The sequence below is a fragment of the Nocardioides sp. Leaf374 genome (assembly GCF_916862475.1).
In the GTDB taxonomy this organism is placed as follows: Bacteria; Actinomycetota; Actinomycetes; order Propionibacteriales; family Nocardioidaceae; genus Nocardioides; species Nocardioides kribbensis.
This window is the reverse complement of sequence record NZ_CAKASO010000002.1, coordinates 143,383-159,703: the sequence shown is the minus strand read 5'-3', so window position 1 is coordinate 159,703 and position 16,321 is coordinate 143,383. Positions and strand designations below refer to the sequence as shown.

General features: G+C 75.1%; 12 protein-coding genes. 6 read left to right on the top strand and 6 right to left on the bottom strand.

What is annotated here, in order from left to right; translation table 11 throughout:
• Positions 1–7 precede the first annotated feature (7 nt).
• On the bottom strand, positions 8–1,120 hold the full coding sequence (locus tag LPA27_RS01775) for an NDMA-dependent alcohol dehydrogenase (RefSeq protein WP_056863050.1): 1,113 nt from the start codon (positions 1,118–1,120) through the stop codon (positions 8–10).
• A gap of 279 nt (positions 1,121–1,399) precedes the next feature.
• Here LPA27_RS01775 and LPA27_RS01770 point away from each other — a divergent pair, with 279 nt between their 5' ends.
• A complete protein-coding gene (locus LPA27_RS01770; RefSeq protein WP_228941290.1) occupies positions 1,400–3,100 on the top strand; it encodes a sigma-54-dependent Fis family transcriptional regulator in 1,701 nt (566 codons plus the stop codon).
• A 127-nt stretch (positions 3,101–3,227) separates the two neighbouring features.
• On the opposite strand, the gene LPA27_RS01765 is transcribed toward LPA27_RS01770, so the two are convergent.
• The 3 genes from LPA27_RS01765 to LPA27_RS01755 all read right to left on the bottom strand — a co-directional run bounded on the left by LPA27_RS01765 (position 3,228) and on the right by LPA27_RS01755 (position 7,319).
• A complete protein-coding gene (locus LPA27_RS01765) occupies positions 3,228–4,538 on the bottom strand; it encodes a hypothetical protein (protein WP_228941289.1) in 1,311 nt (436 codons plus the stop codon).
• A gap of 14 nt (positions 4,539–4,552) precedes the next feature.
• On the bottom strand, positions 4,553–5,671 hold the full coding sequence (locus LPA27_RS01760) for an SPFH domain-containing protein (RefSeq protein ID WP_228941288.1): 1,119 nt from the start codon (positions 5,669–5,671) through the stop codon (positions 4,553–4,555).
• Positions 5,672–5,843: 172 nt separating this feature from the next.
• The gene (locus LPA27_RS01755) at positions 5,844–7,319 is read right to left on the bottom strand and encodes a protein adenylyltransferase SelO (RefSeq protein WP_228941287.1); all 1,476 of its coding nucleotides are present in this window, start codon (positions 7,317–7,319) and stop codon (positions 5,844–5,846) included.
• 121 nt (positions 7,320–7,440) lie between these two features.
• Here LPA27_RS01755 and LPA27_RS01750 point away from each other — a divergent pair, with 121 nt between their 5' ends.
• From LPA27_RS01750 to LPA27_RS01740, 3 genes are read left to right on the top strand one after another with little or no spacing between them, the layout of a single operon-like run.
• Positions 7,441–8,334 carry an aldo/keto reductase gene (locus tag LPA27_RS01750; protein ID WP_056863053.1) on the top strand — a complete coding sequence of 298 codons (894 nt, stop codon included), beginning with the start codon at positions 7,441–7,443 and terminating at the stop codon, positions 8,332–8,334.
• Between the two features lie 54 nt (positions 8,335–8,388).
• Positions 8,389–10,422, top strand: a complete 2,034-nt coding sequence (locus LPA27_RS01745) for an alpha-amylase family protein (RefSeq protein ID WP_228941286.1) — start codon at positions 8,389–8,391, stop codon at positions 10,420–10,422.
• A complete protein-coding gene (locus tag LPA27_RS01740; protein ID WP_228941314.1) occupies positions 10,419–11,519 on the top strand; it encodes a PLP-dependent cysteine synthase family protein in 1,101 nt (366 codons plus the stop codon). Before LPA27_RS01745 ends, LPA27_RS01740 begins: the two co-directional genes overlap by 4 nt.
• A 43-nt stretch (positions 11,520–11,562) precedes the next feature.
• On the opposite strand, the gene LPA27_RS01735 is transcribed toward LPA27_RS01740, so the two are convergent.
• On the bottom strand, positions 11,563–12,768 hold the full coding sequence (locus LPA27_RS01735) for a homogentisate 1,2-dioxygenase (RefSeq protein WP_228941285.1): 1,206 nt from the start codon (positions 12,766–12,768) through the stop codon (positions 11,563–11,565).
• A gap of 366 nt (positions 12,769–13,134) precedes the next feature.
• Here LPA27_RS01735 and LPA27_RS01730 point away from each other — a divergent pair, with 366 nt between their 5' ends.
• Positions 13,135–13,548 (top strand): STAS domain-containing protein, encoded by a 414-nt coding sequence (locus LPA27_RS01730; protein WP_228941284.1) that lies wholly within the window; start codon positions 13,135–13,137, stop codon positions 13,546–13,548.
• 22 nt (positions 13,549–13,570) lie between these two features.
• Here LPA27_RS01730 and LPA27_RS01725 read toward each other — a convergent pair whose 3' ends face one another.
• Positions 13,571–14,605, bottom strand: coding sequence for a PIG-L deacetylase family protein (locus LPA27_RS01725; protein WP_056903124.1), 1,035 nt, complete (start codon positions 14,603–14,605; stop codon positions 13,571–13,573).
• A gap of 343 nt (positions 14,606–14,948) precedes the next feature.
• On the opposite strand from LPA27_RS01725, the gene LPA27_RS01720 reads away from it, so the two are divergent.
• A complete protein-coding gene (locus tag LPA27_RS01720; RefSeq protein WP_056903125.1) occupies positions 14,949–16,193 on the top strand; it encodes a GAF domain-containing sensor histidine kinase in 1,245 nt (414 codons plus the stop codon).
• The last annotated feature ends 128 nt before the right edge of the window (positions 16,194–16,321 follow it).

Below are 16,321 nucleotides of genomic sequence, written 5' to 3'. Positions count from 1 at the left end.
GGACCGCTCAGTGCTCGTGCACGACGACGCCACGCACGTTCTTGCCGGCCAGCAGGTCGTCGTAGCCCTCGTTGACCTGGTCGAGGCGGTAGGTGCGGGTGATGATCTCGTCGAGCTTGATGTCGCCGCTCTGGTAGAGCCCGAGGATCTTCGGGATGTCGGTCGTGGGGTTGCAGTCGCCGAAGAGGCTGCCCTTGAGGGTCTTGCGGTAGAGGGTCATGATCGAGCCCGGCAGCTCGATGTTCTGCTCGTCGAGCTTGTTGAGCCCGGTCAGCACGACCGTGCCTCCCTTGCCGACGGCGTTGAAGCCGCTGGCCACGATCTCGGAGGTCATCAGTCCCGGGGTGAGGATGGCGGAGTCGGCCATCTGGCCGCGGGTGAGGTCGGTGATGGTGTCCTGGGCCTCCTCGGCGCTGGCGAAGGCGTGGGTGGCGCCGAGCTCCATGGCCTTCTCGCGCTTGTTCTCCAGGGGGTCGACGACCACGATGTTCTTCGCGCCGCTGAGGCGCGCGCCCTGCACGGCGTTGATGCCGATGCCGCCGATGCCGAAGATCGCGACCGTGTCGCCGGCGCGCACGCCAGCGGTGTTGACCGCCGCGCCCCAGCCGGTCGGCACGCCGCAGCCCACCAGCACCGCCTTCTCCAGCGGCAGGTCGTCGTCGACCTTGACGCAGGAGTTCTGGTGGATCACGCCGTACTGGCTGAAGGTGCCGAGCATGCACATCGCGCCGTACTGCCCGCGCGGGCCGGTGATCGGGAAGCGCTCCCCGGGCAGGTAGCCCTCGAGGATGGTGGCGCCCATGTCGCAGATCGACTGCTGGCCGTTGGCGCAGTAGCGGCACGACCCGCAGTTGGGGATGAAGGAGCAGACCACGTGGTCGCCGGGCTGCACGCGCGTCACGCCCGGCCCGACCTCCTCGATGATCCCGGCGCCCTCGTGGCCCAGCACCATCGGCAGGCGCGCCTCGAGGTCGCCGTGGGCGATGTGCACGTCGGAGTGGCACAGCCCGGCGTGGGTGTAGCGGATCAGCACCTCACCGGCCTGGGGGCCGTCGAGGTCGAGCTCCTCGATCTCGATCGGCTTGCCGGGCTCGTAGACGACGGCGGCGATGGTCTTCATCGGTGGCTCCTCTGGGGTGTACGGCGGTCCGCCGGGCGGCCGCGGCGGCGCAGCGGCCGGGCGCGGGTCGTCGGGCGACGTGACGGGAGCCACACCATGACAAGCCGGGGGCGGGGTGACTGTTCAGTCTCTGCACACTCCGTCGCACCCCGGGTCCGGCGTCGGGGTGGCACTGCGCCGCCGCGGGGTCGGGCAACCGCGGACCAACCTCGACGGCGCAGGGTGTGACCTGCGACACACGTCGACCGCCCGCGACCGCCAGCGGGCCCGGGAGGACCGATGAGGCGCACCAGCGGCGCGGCTGCGGGTCCCGGCCTGCCCCCCGCGGCCGGGGCGCCCGCGGCCGGGGCGCCGGGCGTGCGCGAGGAGATCGCCTCCTCCTGGCGCCGTGTGCGCCTCGCCGGTCTCGACCCCGCGGCGCCCGTGGACACCGACGCCGACGCGGGGGTGGAGACGGTCGCCGACGTCGGCAGCACGCTGCTGCGCGGCGCCGTGCCGGTGCTCGAGGACCTCGAGGAGGGGCTGCGCGGCAGCCGCTACTCCACCGTGCTCGTCGACCGCGACTGCCGCGTGGCCCGGCGCTGGTGCGACGACCCGCGGCTCGGCGAGGCCTTCGACTCCCTCGACGTGCGCGTCGGCGCCAGCCTGCTCGAGGAGCGCATCGGCACCAACGCGCTGGGCACCGCGATGGTCGCCCGCCACGGCGTCGCCGTGCACGGCAGCGAGCACTTCGTGGAGGCCCTGCAGGCCTTCAGCTGCTACGGCCACCCGATCCGTCACCCCCTGACCAAGCGGATCGAGGGCGTGCTGGACCTCACCGCGCTGCGCGAGCAGGCCAGCCCGCTGCTGGCGCCGCTGGTCTCGCGCGCCGTGCACGAGATCGAGCAGCGCCTCCTCGACGGCAGCCGGGCCTCGGAGAAGAGCCTGCTGGCGGCCTTCCAGGGCGCGGTGGGTCTGCGGCGCCGTCCGATCCTGGCCGTCGGCGAGGACATCGTGCTCTCGAACCACGCCGCGCAGGACCTGCTCAGCCCCGCCGACGTCGCCCTCCTGCGGGTGCTGGCCGACGAGCCCCAGCAGCGCGACCAGCAGGCCATCGAGCTGACCCTGGAGTCGGGCCAGCCGGTGAGCGTCGAGGTCACCCGCGTGAGCGGAGCCCGCCGCGGTGCGCTGCTGCGCGTCGACAAGGTGAGCGGTGCGCTGGCGCGGGCGGTGACCACCCGCAGCCGCACCCGTCGCGACCGGGTCGGACCGCCCCGGCTCGTCGCGGGCGTCTCGGGCAGCGGCCGCACCACCCGCGCCCGCGCGCTGGCCGCCGACCACCTCCCCGTGCAGGTGATGCGACCCGCGACCGCGCTGCTGGAGGGCGCCGAGGAGTGGGCCCGACAGTTCGAGGCCGCCATGCGGCGGGGGTCGGGCACCGTCTGCGTCGACGGCATCGACCTGCTGCCCGACGCCCTGCTCGACGTCGTGACCGGGTGGGTCGACGCCCCCACCCGACCCGACCTCGTGCTGACCTCGGGCCCCGTCGCGGGGCTGCAGGGCGCGGCCGCCACGCTCGCGGGCATGGCCACCTGGCGCGAGGAGCTGGTGCCGCTGGCGGCCCGCCGTCAGGACGTGCCGGAGCTCGCGGCCTCCATGCTGCGCGAGGTCGCGGGCGGGCGCCCCGTGCACCTGACCCCACGCGTGGTCGAGGCCCTGTGCGCCCAGGCGTGGCCGGGCAACCTGCGCGAGCTCAAGGCCGTGGTGGTCCACCTGGCGCAGGCCCGCTCCACCGGCGGCCTGACCGTCGACGACCTGCCGGAGCAGTACCGCTCGGGTGCTCCTGCCGGCGCCCTCACCGCGCTGGAGCAGGCCGAGCGCGACGTCATCGTCACCGCGCTGCGCGACGCCGGCGGGGTCAAGGTGCGCGCCGCCGAGGCGCTCGGGCTCTCGCGCACCACGCTCTACGCGCGGATGCGGGCGCTGCGCATCAACGGCTGAGCCTGGACCGGGGCGTGGACCGGGGCGTGGACCGGGGCGTGGACCGGGGCGTGGACCGGGGCGTGGACCGGGGCGTGGACCGGGGCGTGGACCGGGGCATGGACCGGGGCATGGACCGGGGCGTGGATCAGGGTCGGGTGCCGGGGGCGGGCGTCGGGGCGGTGCTGCTGTCGCCGGTGAGCACGAGGGCGGCGACGACGGCGCCGACGAGCAGCAGCGCCACCAGCACGGCGGCGAGGATCTTCGGCACGCTCCAGGGCCGGTCGCCCACGACCTCGCCGGTGGTGGCGTTGACCATCACCTGGTAGGTCGTGCCGCGGTAGAGGTAGCTGGCCAGCCAGAGCGGCACGAGCAGCAGCTTGAAGGTCGCCTGGGCGTAGGTGACGTCCATGTCGCTGACGCGCTGCTCGTCACCGCCGATGTCACGGCGGCAGTCGTCCTCGATGACCTCGCGCATCTGGCCGCGGGCCTCCTTGGCGCCCTCCTGCGGGTCGACGTCGTAGCGCAGGGCGGAGTAGCCGGTGAGGTACTCCTGCTGGAAGGGGCGCGCGTCGGCGAGCGTCCAGGGCCCCATCTTCGCCAGCTTCCCCGGCTCCAGCCGCTCGCTGGCGACGACCAGGACGTCGTCGAAGCCGCGGGAGACGCGACCCGACGCGGGGTGCCACCGCGTCCGGCGCTCCTGGTAGGTCTCGGTCCTCGTGCCGCCCTTGCCGTCGGAGACCGTGCGGGTGCGGGTGACGTAGTAGTGCTCGCCGCGCTGGCCGGTGTAGTCGGTGACGGTCTGGGCGTCGAAGGTCCAGTGCGGCACGTAGGTGCCCTGGAGGCCGTGGGTCGAGCCGACCTCCTTGAGGGCCCCCGGGGCGAAGCGCCGCGAGCCGACCCACTCGCCGAAGGCCCGCTGGGCGCCCGACTCGTCGACGTGGAACGGGATGACCGCCTCGGGCGCCACGAGACCCTCGGGGTGGTCGACGACCACCAGGGCACCGCTGCAGAACTGGCAGCGCCCGGCCAGGTCGACGGTCTCGGTGCGTGCGCCGCACCCGCCGCACTGGAGCACGTGGGCTCCGATCGAGGCGACCGTCGTGTCGCCGTTGCGCGCGCGCCACGCGTCGTAGGAGTGCTCGCGGATCGTGGCTCCGGTCGCGGCGATGGCGGTCTGCGCGCCGCACGAGCCGCAGCGCAGGGAGGTCGTGCCGGGGGCGTGGGCGACCTGCGCGCCGCAGCTGCCGCAGGTGGCGCTGAGCGTCGCGGCGCCCGGGGCCACCGGGTCGCTCGCGTCGACCGGGCCGACCGGGTCGACCACGCCGGCCGCGCCGGGGGGCGAGGTCGCGGGCGGCTCGGGCAGCGGAGGGGGCCCCGCGGTGCGCCCGCCGGGCAGCGGAGGGGGACCCGCCGGGTCGGCGGGCTGCTGGCCGGTGGGGGTCGGGTCGGTGGGCACCGGGTCTCCTCGGCTCAGGCCTGGGGCGGCAGCGGCGGCGGCGTGGCGGCGAGGAGCGCGGACAGCGCCGGCACCTCGGCCGCCGCGGTCCAGGCGGTCATGCCCTGCTGCCAGACCAGGGTGGTCGCGGTGAGCTCGCCCGAGGCGACCCGGCCGGGCAGCTCGCCGGCGGGGACCGGTCCGACCTGCTGGCCGCCCACGGCCAGGAACCAGGGCTGGGACGCCCCGGGCAGGGGCGGCGGACCCGGCGGAGCGGCCTGGGGAGCCTGGGGAGCCGCCTGGGGAGCCATGGCCTGGGCGATCTGCTGGCCCAGGGCGATGCCCATGCCCATGCCGAGGCCCTCGCCCGCGCCGCCGGGGTTGGTGGCGGCGTCGCCGATGGCGGTGGCGGCCTGGAACTTCGCGTACTGGTCGAGGCTGCCCAGCACCCCCATCTGGGTGCGCTTGTCGAGGGCGGCCTCGACCTCCGGGGGCAGCGAGATGTTCTCGATGACGAACTTCGGGATGCTCACGCCCATGTCGGCCAGGCTCGTGGTCAGCGTCCCGGCGAGGGTCGCGGCGATGGTCTGCTGCTGGGCGGCGAGGTCGAGCATCGGGAGCTGGGAGTTGGCCAGGGCCGTGCCGACCTGGCTGACGATGTTCTGCCGGAGGAACTCCGCGACCTCGTCGGTGCGGAAGTCGGGGTCGGTGCCGACGAGCTGGCGCAGCAGCGCGGCGGGGTCGACGACCTGGAGCGCGTAGGCCCCGAAGGCCCGCAGCCGCACCATCCCGAACTCGGCGTCGCGCACGGTCACCGGATTCTGCGTGCCCCACTTGAGGTCGGTGTAGAGCCGCGTGCCGACGAAGTAGACCTCGGCCTTGAAGGGGGAGTCGAAGCCGTACTTCCAGCCCTTGAGGGTCGAGAGCACCGGCAGGTTCTGGGTGTCGAGGGTGTGGGTGCCGGGGGTGAAGACGTCGGCGATCTGGCCCTCGTCGACGAAGACGGCCACCTGGCCCTCGCGCACCACGAGCTTCGCGCCGTTCTTGATCTCGTTGCCCTGGCGCGGGAAGCGCCACACGATGGTGTCGCGGCCGTCGTCGAGGAACTCGACGATGTCGATGAACTGCCCGCGCACCTTGTCCATGAAGCCCATCGCCGTGTCGTCTCCTCAGCTCGCGCGCCGGCCCTGTGCCCGACCCGCCGAGCGTAGGGGGCCGGGGGCCGCCGCGCGGGCGAACTCCCCAGGCGGCGTCGTCGGCGCAGGGTGGGCGCAGGGTGGGCGCAGGGTGGGCGCGGGGTCCGCGCGGGGTGGGGGCCGTGCGGGCTCAGGTGCCGCAGTAGGTGGTGTAGGCGCCGAAGTCGGGCGGTGCGGGGGCCGCGAAGGCCTCGAGGCCGGGGCGCTCGACGTACGGCGACCGGACCGCCTCGAGCAGCCGCTCGAGCGGAGCGAGGTCGCCCGCGGTGGCGGCGTCGAGGGCCTCCTCGACCAGGTGGTTGCGCGGGACGTAGAGCGGGTTGACCCGGTCCATCGCGTCGGGGTCGGGCCCCAGCGCGCGCCACCGCTCGAGCCACGCGTCGAGCGCGGGCAGGTCGAGCACGACCCCGCGCACCGGCTCGGCGTCGCCGCGCGCCGCCGCCGACAGCGCCCGGTGGAAGGACGTGTGGTCGACGCGGCCGGCCTGCATGAGCGCCTGCAGGTCGGTGGCCAGCGCGAGCACCACGTCGGGCGTCAGCCCCGCGGGCAGGCCGAGCTTGGCGCGCATCCCCTCGGTCCAGGCGGCGTCGTAGCGCGGGCGGAAGCCCCCGAGCGCCTCGACGGCCAGCGCCACGGCCTGCTCCTGGTCGTCGTGCAGCAGCGGCAGCATCGCCTCGGCGAGACGGGCGAGGTTCCACTCCGCGATCGGCGGCTGCTGGGCGTAGGCGTAGCGGCCGGCGTGGTCGATGGAGCTGAAGACGGTGGCGGGGTCGACGGCCTCCATGAAGGCGCAGGGGCCGTAGTCGATGCTCTCGCCGGAGAGGGTCATGTTGTCGGTGTTCATGACGCCGTGCACGAAGCCGAGCAGCATCCACCGCGCCACCAGGTCGGCCTGCGCGGCCACGACGGCCTGGAAGAGGGCGAGGTGGGGGTGCTCGGCGTCGGCGGCCGCCGGGTGGTGCCGCGCGATCGCGTGGTCGGCCAGACGCGCCAGCAGGTCGCGGTCGTCGCGGGCCCGGGCGAGCTGCACGCTGCCGACGCGCAGGTGGCTGGCCGCCGTGCGGGCCAGGACGGCGCCGGGCAGCACCCCGAGCTCACGGCGTACGCCGCGACCCGTGGCGACGACCGCCAGCGCGCGCGTGGTGGGAACGCCGAGCGCGTGCATGGCCTCGCTGACCACCAGCTCGCGCAGCATCGGGCCGACCGCGGCCAGGCCGTCGCCGCCACGGGCGAACGGCGTGCGGCCGGAGCCCTTGAGGTGCAGGTCGACCACGCGGCCGTCGGGGGCGGTGAGCTCGCCGAGCAGCAGCGCCCGGCCGTCGCCGAGGCCGGGGTTGAAGCCTCCGAACTGGTGCCCGGCGTAGGCCTGCGCGACGGGGTGGGCGCCCTCGGGAACCTCACCGCCGACGAGGAAACCGACGCCCTCGGGCGTGCGCAGCCACTCCGGGTCGAGGCCGAGCTCGCGCGCGAGCTCCTCGCCCAGGTGCAGCAGCCGGGGCTCGGGCGCCTCCTCGGCCCGCCAGGGCTTGGCCAGCTCCGGCAGCGCGTCGGCGAAGACGTGGCCCAGGGCGGGCGCGGAGGTGCTCGTGACGCGTGTCGTGCTCATGACTCGAGCCTACGAGGGCCCCCGGGAGGCCGGGTGCGACGCGACTCGGGAGCCGCGCGTCGGTGGCGTGCTCACCCCTCCGGCGGTGCTGCGTGTCGGCGCGCGGCGGTAGACAGGACCCATGAGGACTCGAGAGATCGGCAACGACACCGTCGGACGCGTGCAGGTGGGGGCGATCGGCCTGGGCCTGATGACCTTCGACCAGACCGGCACCCAGCCGCGACAGCAGCTGCTCGACACCGTGCAGGCGGCGGTCGACGCCGGGGTGACCCTCTTCGACACCGCCGACGCCTACGGCCCCGGCGACGAGCTGGGCCAGGACGCCCAGGGCGCCAACGAGCGCCTGGCCATCGGCCTGCTCGACGAGCTCGGGCTGCGCGAGCGGGTGCTGCTGGCCACCAAGGGCGGCCACGTGCGCACCGACGGGGGAGGCTGGGACGTCGACAGCTCCCGCCAGCACCTCCACGAGGCCGTCGACGCGAGCCTGGAGCGGCTCGGCGTCGAGCAGCTCGACCTGTGGCAGCACCACCGGCCCGACCCCGCCGTGCCCTACGAGGAGGTGGTGGCGACGCTCAAGGAGATCCACGACTCCGGCAAGGTGAAGCGGCTCGGGCTCTCCAACGCCGACCCCGAGCAGATCCGTCTCGCCCACTCCGTGCTCGGCGGCGCGCTGGTGAGCGTGCAGAACCAGTTCTCCCCGAAGTTCCGCAGCAGCGCCCCCGAGATCGAGGTCTGCGAGGAGCTGGGCCTGGCCTTCCTGCCGTGGAGCCCGCTGGGCGGTCTGGGCGACGCCAAGGAGCTGGCCGCCCACCACCCGGCCTTCGCCGAGGTCGCCGAGGCGCGCGGTGTCAGCCCGCAGCAGGTTGCGCTGGCCTGGGAGCTCGCGCAGTCACCGGTCGTCATCCCCATCCCCGGGGCCAAGCGTCCCTCCTCGGTGACCGACTCCGCCGCGGCTGCCGACCTCGACCTCACCGCCGACGAGCTCGCCCGCCTCGACGCCGACCCCGAGGGCTGAGACCCGACCCCGGCGGGGTCGCCGGCGGGGAGGTGGCCGGGGAGAATGCGGCGCATGCCGCTGCTGCCCCGTCGCCACCGTCCCCCGACCCCCGCCGCGCCGCCGGCCGCAGCGGCGCCCGCGCCGGGCAGCGTGGGCGGCTCCGGTCGTGTCCCCGACGCGTCCGGCGGCGGGCACGAGCCCCCGCGACCGGCCGGTCGTCACGCCGGCCCGGCGACCGAGGAGGGCGCGTCGAGCGGCGCGACCGGCCCCGCAGCGCCCGACCACCGCGCCGAGGTGCTGGCCGCGCGGGTCCAGCGGTGGCGTCCCGACCTGGTCGAGGCCCTCGCCGAGATCTACCCCGACCCCGAGGGCCTGGCCGACGACCTCGTCGCCCTGGCCGCGCAGCGCTACGCCGAGCGCAGCGACGAGCTGCACCACCTCGACCTGCGCCGCTCGCTGGCACCCGACTGGTTCCAGCGCCCCGAGATGCTCGGCTACGCCGCCTACGCCGACCGGTTCGCCGGTGACCTCGCGGGCGTCGCGGAGCGCATCGACTACCTGCGCGACCTGGGCGTCACCTACCTGCACCTGATGCCGCTGCTCGAGCCGCGGCCCGGCGACAGCGACGGCGGCTACGCCGTGCAGAGCTACCGCCGGGTGCGCTCCGACCTCGGCACGACCGACGACCTCGCCGCCCTCACCGCCCGGCTGCGGGCCTCGGGGATCAGCCTGTGCCTCGACCTGGTGCTCAACCACGTCGCCCGCGAGCACGAGTGGGCCGAGCGGGCCCGGGCCGGCGACCCGGCCTACCGCGACTACTTCTACGTCCACCCCGACCGCAGCGTGCCCGACGCCTTCGAGCAGACGCTGCCCGAGGTCTTCCCCGACTTCGCCCCCGGCAGCTTCAGCTTCGACGCCGACCTCGACGGCTGGGTGATGACGACCTTCAACACCTTCCAGTGGGACGTCAACTGGTCCAACCCCGCGGTGCTGCGCGAGTACGCCGACATCATCATGACCCTGGCCAACGACGGCGTGGAGGTCTTCCGCCTCGACGCCATCGCCTTCCTGTGGAAGCAGCTCGGCACCACCTGCCAGAACCTCCCGCAGGTGCACGCCCTCACCCAGGCGCTGCGGGTGCTGGGCCGCATCGCCTGCCCCGCGGTGGTGTTCAAGGCCGAGGCCATCGTCGGCCCCGACGACCTGCCGGCCTACCTCGGCCAGGGCCGCCACCACGGCAAGGTCAGCGACCTGGCCTACCACAACGCGCTCATGGTGCACGTGTGGTCGATGCTGGCCACCAAGGACGCCGGTCTGGCCTCCCGCGCCCTCCAGCGGCTCCCCGCCACGCCCGCCTCCACCTCCTGGGTGACCTACGCCCGCTGCCACGACGACATCGGGTGGGCCATCGACGACGCCGACGCGGCGGCCGCCGGGCTCGACGGCCACCTGCACCGCCGCTTCCTCTCGCAGTTCCACGCCGGCGACTTCCCCGGCTCGTGGGCGCGCGGCCTGGTCTTCCAGGACAACCCGCGCACCGGCGACCAGCGCATCTCCGGCTCCCTGGCCTCCCTGGCCGGCCTGGAGGCCGGTGACCCCCACGCCGTCGACCGGATCCTGGCGGTCCACGCGGTCGTGCTCGGCTTCGGTGGCCTGCCCGTGCTGTGGATGGGCGACGAGGTGGGCCTGCTCAACGACCACGACTGGGACGCCGACCCCGCCCACGCCGCCGACAACCGGTGGGTCCACCGCCCGGTGATGCCCTGGCCGGTCGAGGACCCCCACGGCCTGCGCGAGCGGCTGCGCCACCTGGTCGGCGTGCGCCGCGACCTGCCCCACCTGCACGCCGGCGTGCCCACCGAGGTCCTCGACCCGCCGGCCCCCGGCGTCTTCGCCACCCGGCGGGTCCACCCGCTCGGTGCGATGGTGATGCTGGCCAACGTCACCCCCGAGCCGCAGTGGGTCTCCCGCGGCCGGCTGACCTCGCTGGTCGGCGGGCCGCCGGTCGACCGGATCACCGGGCGGGCGCTGGGCGAGGGGGCCGACCCGGGCGGCGACGGCCTGGCGCTCGCGCCGTACGAGGTGCTGTGGGTGTGCGCCGGATGACGGCGGGTCACGGCCCCGCGGGGCCGGAGGCCGGGGTGCACGACGGGCAGCGGCGCGCGTGGGTCAACCGGGCCGTCGCGACGATCCGCGCCGACGCCAACCGGTCGGCCGACACCCACCTGCTGCGGCTGCCGCTGCCCGAGGAGTGGGGCGTCGACGTCTACCTCAAGGACGAGTCGACCCACCCCACGGGCAGCCTCAAGCACCGCCTCGCCCGCAGCCTCTTCCTCCACGCGCTGGTCAACGGCTGGATCGGCCCGACCACCACCGTGGTCGAGGCGTCCTCGGGCTCCACGGCGATCTCGGAGGCCTACTTCGCCCAGCTCGTCGGGCTGCCCTTCGTGGCGGTCATGTCACGCACGACGAGCGTGGAGAAGATCAGCCTCATCGAGGGCTACGGCGGGCGCTGCCACCTCGTCGACGACCCCGCCGGCGTCTACGAGGTCTCCCAGCGGCTGGCCCGCGAGTGCGGCGGGCACTACATGGACCAGTTCACCTACGCCGAGCGCGCCACCGACTGGCGCGGCAACAACAACATCGCCGAGTCGGTGCTCGACCAGCTGCGCCTGGAGCGCCACCCCGTGCCGACCTGGATCGTCGTGGGCGCCGGCACCGGCGGCACGGCCTCGACCTTCGGCCGCTACGTGCGCTACCAGGGCCTGCCGACCCGGCTGTGCGTCGTCGACCCCGAGCACTCCGCCTTCCACCCCGCCTGGAGCAGCGGCGACCTCGGCCTCACCACCGACCGCGGCTCCCGCATCGAGGGCATCGGGCGCCAGCGGGTGGAGCCGAGCTTCCTGCCGGGGGTGGTCGACCACATGATCACCGTGCCCGACGCGGCCTCGGTGGCGACGATGCGCCACGTCGACCGGCTGCTCGCCCGCCGGCCCGGCCCCTCGACCGGCACCAACCTGTGGGGCGCCCTGCAGCTGGTCGACCGGATGCGTCGGGCCGGCGAGACCGGCAGCGTCGTCACCCTCCTCTGCGACGACGGCCACCGCTACGCCGACACCTACTACTCCGACGCCTGGCTGGTCGAGCACGACCTCGACCCCGCACCCCACCTCGACGAGGTCGCCCGGCTCTTCGGGACGTGACGTCCGGCGGGTCGTGCCGTCGGCCGCTCCGGCGCGCGGTGCCTCAGAGCCGTCGACCGGCCCAGCTCCAGGCGTAGGCGCCGTCGTCGACGGCCCGCCCGGCCTCGCCGAGCTCGAGGGGCCGGAAGGTGTCGACCATGACCGCGGTCTCGTCGAAGGCCTCGGCGCCGAGGGAGGCCTCGACGGCGGCGGGCTGGGGACCGTGGGCGTGGCCACCGGGGTGGAGGGTCACCGAGCCGACACCGATCCCCGAGCCCTTGCGGGCCTCGTAGTCGCCGGCGACGTAGAACATCACCTCGTCGCTGTCGACGTTGGAGTGGTAGTAGGGCACGGGCACGGCGAGCGGGTGGTAGTCGACCTTGCGGGGCAGGAAGGCGCACACCACGAAGCCGGCGCCCTCGAAGACCTGGTGCACCGGCGGGGGCTGGTGGACCTTGCCGGTGATCGGCATGTAGTCCTCGACGTTGAACGTGTAGGGATAGAGGCAGCCGTCCCAGCCGACGACGTCGAAGGGGTGGGTGGCGTAGGTCATCCGGGTGCCGACGATCCCGGCCGAGGTGCGGTGCCTGACGAGCACCTCGACGTCGGACGCCGGCTCGCCCGCGCCGGCGAGCAGCGGCTCGGTGGGGCCGTGGAGGTCGCGCTCGCAGTAGGGGGCGTGCTCGAGCAGCTGGCCGTAGCGCGAGAGGTAGCGCTTCGGCGGCGCGACGTGGCTGGCCGACTCGACCGCGTAGAGCCGGCTCGGCCCGGAGGCCGCGTCGGGGCGCCAGCGGTGGGTGGTGGCCCGGGGCACCACGACGAAGTCGCCGGCGCGGTAGGGCACGACGCCGAAGACGGTCTCGACCACCCCGCTGCCGGCCTCGACGAAGACGCACTCGTCGCCCAGCGCGTTGCGGTAGAGCGGGGAGTCGGCCGCGGCGACGACGTAGGACAGGTGGACGTCGGCGTTGCCGAGCACGAGCCGGCGCCCGGTGACCGCGTCGACGCCCGTGACGTCGGCGGGCACGAGGTCGGGCAGGCGCAGGTGGCGCGGCGTCAGCGGGTGGTTCGGGGTGAGGGCCTGGTCGGGGAGGTCCCAGACCTCGCTGGCCACGATCGCCGACGGCACGCCGCGGTGGTAGAGCAGCGAGGAGTCGGAGGAGAAGCCCTCCTCGCCCATCAGCTCCTCGGAGCGCAGCGCGCTCTGCTCGTCGCGGAGCTGGGTGTGCCGCTGGCGCGGCACCTCTCCGACCCGTCGGTAGTACGCCACAGCCAGCCACCTCACACCGAGAGGGGGACCTCGTCGTCCCCGCTGCGGCGATGCTGCTCGGCGCTCCCGACCGTGTCAATCGCACGGTCGACCGCATGGTCGGCCGCGTGGTGACCGCGTGGTGACCGCGTGGGCGCTCGCGCGGCGGCCTGGAGTCGCACGGGCGCGCGGCTTCCTCCGACCGGGCGCGCGGCATGGCCCGCACGGGCCATGCCCGGGCCGCCGACCATGGCCCGGACGGGGGGTTTCGCGGCCGCGGCCTCACCCTGTCGGGTCGGCGTCGTTGCTCCGGGTGCCGGGCGGGGGGTCCGGACTCGGGGGAACGGACGACGAGGGGGTCGTGACGTGTGCAGGACGACGTGCTCGGTGGAGCTCGTGGACGGTCCGACGGGGCGCGAGGGGCGCCCGACGATGGCGCTGGTGGTCAGGGGCGACCTCGACGTGTCGGCCGGGCCGGCGGTCGGCGCGGTGGTGGAGCGGCTGCGCCGGGAGCGGCCGACGGTGGTGCTCGTCGACCTCGAGCAGGTCGACTTCGTCGACACCGCGGGCCTGCACTGGCTGCGCCGCGCGCTGCGCGCCGCGGTGGTCCACGGCGCCGACGTCGGGGTGCTCGCGGAGTCGCCGGCCGTACGCCGTCTGCTGCGGCTCGGGTCGGAGCCGCTCTGGCCCCCGCCGGCCGCGCCGGCCGCGCCCCCTGCGACACGCACCCGCGGTGAGGCCGCCGGGGCCGCCGGGCTCCGGCTCGTGCCGGCGCTCGGCGCGACGACCGGACGCCGCTGAGCACCCTGCACCGGGGGGCGGGTCAGCCGCCGACGACCTCGCTGGCGCGCAGCACCTCGAAGGGCTCGGCGTAGCGGGTGTGGGAGACCTGGCGCGACCAGTAGCGGGCGCTCGCCACCACCAGGTCGGGCTCGAGGTAGTCGCGCGCCGACTGCGAGCGGTAGCAGGCCAGCAGGTCGAGCTTGGCCTCGATGGTGTCCTCGACGGGCACGAAGCGCGTGGGCGCGAAGCCGTTGCGCGAGGACGGCGACTGGTAGCAGAACAGCTGCGGCACCCGCCGGGCCGCGATCACGGCGGCGGCGTGCACGGCGCGGTGGTCCTGGTGGTTGTCGGCCGCGGAGTGGACGTAGACCGTCGTGGGGGAGACCGAGGCGATCACGGCCTCGATCAGCCCGATCATCTCGTGGGCCTCCTCCAGCCGGGTGTCGGGCAGGTCGGCCATCAGCAGCTCGGCCGACATCGCGGTGGCGGCGGCCACCGCCTCGCGCCGGCGCTCCTCGCGCGGGCCGCCCACGGTGCCCCGGCTCAGGGTGAGCACCGACACCGGGTGCCCCTGTGCGGCGTGGCGCAGCAGGGTGGCCCCGCAGCCGATCTCGACGTCGTCGGGGTGGGCGCCGATGGCCAGGACGCGCTCGCCGCGGTGGTGGGCCCGGGCCGGCAGCAGCTGCTCGAGGGCGGCGGGGTCGTCGGGGGCGACGACGTCGGAGAGGCCGTGGCGCAGCGCGGTGAGCAGACCGTGGGCGCCGGCCCCGGCGTCGGCCACGACGGCGACGCGGGTCTGGCGCGAGCGTCGCCGTACGCGCTCCAGCACGGCCACGGTGGCCTCGTCGAGCAGGTCGGACTCGACGAGGAGCAGCGCGGGCGCCCCCGCGGTCTCGAGGAGGTCCTCGGTCTCGGCCGGGTCGACGAGGAGCGGGAGGTGGCCGGCGCGCTCGAGGGTGGCGAGGAGCGCCCCGAGGTCGGTGCGCGCCCAGACCACCACCAGCCGCTCGGGGCCGTGCGCCTCGCGCACCACCCCGTCGGGCAGCGTCGTCGGCGCGTGCTCGTCGGTCTCCACGTCCCTCCCCAGGTCCGCCGCAGAGCCTAGACGGCGGGCCCCAGCGGCGCTGGCGGACGGCCCGCTCGGCCGGGTGGGACGGGGGAGAGGGGGCTCGCCGCGGGGCGGCGGGTCCGTGCGGGAATAGAAGAAGGCGCCGGGGTCTCGGGTCCCCGGCGCCTTCGAGATCCACTGTAGCCAACGGGTGGTGGTCTGTCAGCAGTTTCGCGACAAGTCCGATCGGGCCATGTCAACTGTCCGTTGGACCCTGGCCGATCCGGCCCCCACCTGGTTGCCTGACGGGTGCGGCGGCCCCCCACGCCCGATGCACGGGCGGTCGTCGTGTCTCGGGGGAGGGAGCGGCATGAGTGCAGCCGGGACGCACAGCGGACACGACCTGGACGATCCACGCGAGCGCGCCCGCCTCCGGGCGCTGCGCGACTTCGGTCTGCCGGATGGCGAGCACCCGGCCGCCGACGACCTGTCGGCGCTGGTCGCGGTGGCCGCGGCCGCGGCGGGGGTGCCGACGGCTGCGATCCACCTCCTCGCCGGTGACGAGCAGCGCGCCCTGGCCACGGTGGGCTTCGAGATCGTGGCCCTGCCCCGCCGCGACTCGATGTGCAGCCTTGTCGTCGACGAGCCCCGACCCGTCGTGGTCGCCGACGCCCGTGAGGACCCTCGCTTCCTCGCCAACCCCTTCGTGCGCGAGGGCCGCATCCGCTTCTACGCCGCCTTCCAGCTCCGCACGGCCGCCGACGTGTCCATCGGCACTCTCTGCGTCTTCGACGAGCGGCCCCACGTGCTCGGCGCCGAGCAGCGCAGCCTGCTGCAGGCGCTCGCCGACCGTGTCGTCGGGGTGCTGGAGCTCGACCGCCGGGTGCGGGGGCTGACCGAGGAGGTCCGCGCGCTGGAGGAGGTGCGCACGGGGCTGCGCGCCGACAACGAGAGCCTGCGCGCCTTCGCGGGCCAGGTCAGCCACGACCTGCGTGCCCCCCTGTCGACCATGACGCTGTCGCTGGAGCTGCTCGGCGTCGGGCTGTCGCAGGGCTGGTCGCCCCCCGACCTCGAGCCCGTGCTGGCCCGCGCCCTGCGTGGTGCGACCCGGATGCGCGGTGTGGTGGAGAACCTCTTCGTGCACGCCACCGGCGCGCCCGCCTCGCCGCACCCCGTCGACCTGGGCTCGCTCGTCGAGGACGCCCGCGAGGACCTGGGCCCGGCCCTCGACGGGGTCGACGTGACCGCGCGGGCGCTGCCGGTCGTCGTCGCCGACGGCCCGCTGCTGCGCCTGGTGCTGCAGAACCTGCTGTCCAACGCCGCCAAGTTCGCCGCCACCGAGCACGGCGGCCAGGTGACGGTGACCGCGTCGCGGCGTGACCGGTCGTGGCTCGTCGAGGTGGCCGACCACGGCCGCGGGGTGCCGGAGGCCGAGCGCGAGCGCGTCTTCGAGGCCTTCGCGCGGGTGGGCGAGCACGAGGCGCTGGCGCCCGGCGCCGGGCTGGGGCTGGCCACCTGCCGCGCCATCATCGAGGCCCACGGCGGGCGCATCGGGCTGCGCGAGACCGCCGGCGGTGGGGCCACCGTGTGGTTCGAGCTGCCCGATCCGCGCTGAGGTGTCCGATCGGCTCGGGACCTTCGACCCGTCCCCCGGGGGCCGGCCGGTGGTCGTATGACCACTGGCGGATGGCGGCTGCCTCCTCGCGGGTCGCACGCTGGAGGGGACCAGCCCGGTCGACCGGC

Coding starts and splice junctions, on each gene's coding strand:
- LPA27_RS01755 (WP_228941287.1), bottom strand. CDS start 7,319: ATGAGCACGACACGCGTCACGAGCACCTCCGCGCCCGCCCTGGGCCAC.
- LPA27_RS01775 (WP_056863050.1), bottom strand. CDS start 1,120: ATGAAGACCATCGCCGCCGTCGTCTACGAGCCCGGCAAGCCGATCGAG.
- LPA27_RS01770 (WP_228941290.1), top strand. CDS start 1,400: ATGAGGCGCACCAGCGGCGCGGCTGCGGGTCCCGGCCTGCCCCCCGCG.
- LPA27_RS01760 (WP_228941288.1), bottom strand. CDS start 5,671: ATGGGCTTCATGGACAAGGTGCGCGGGCAGTTCATCGACATCGTCGAG.
- LPA27_RS01750 (WP_056863053.1), top strand. CDS start 7,441: ATGAGGACTCGAGAGATCGGCAACGACACCGTCGGACGCGTGCAGGTG.
- LPA27_RS01745 (WP_228941286.1), top strand. CDS start 8,389: ATGCCGCTGCTGCCCCGTCGCCACCGTCCCCCGACCCCCGCCGCGCCG.
- LPA27_RS01720 (WP_056903125.1), top strand. CDS start 14,949: ATGAGTGCAGCCGGGACGCACAGCGGACACGACCTGGACGATCCACGC.
- LPA27_RS01740 (WP_228941314.1), top strand. CDS start 10,419: ATGACGGCGGGTCACGGCCCCGCGGGGCCGGAGGCCGGGGTGCACGAC.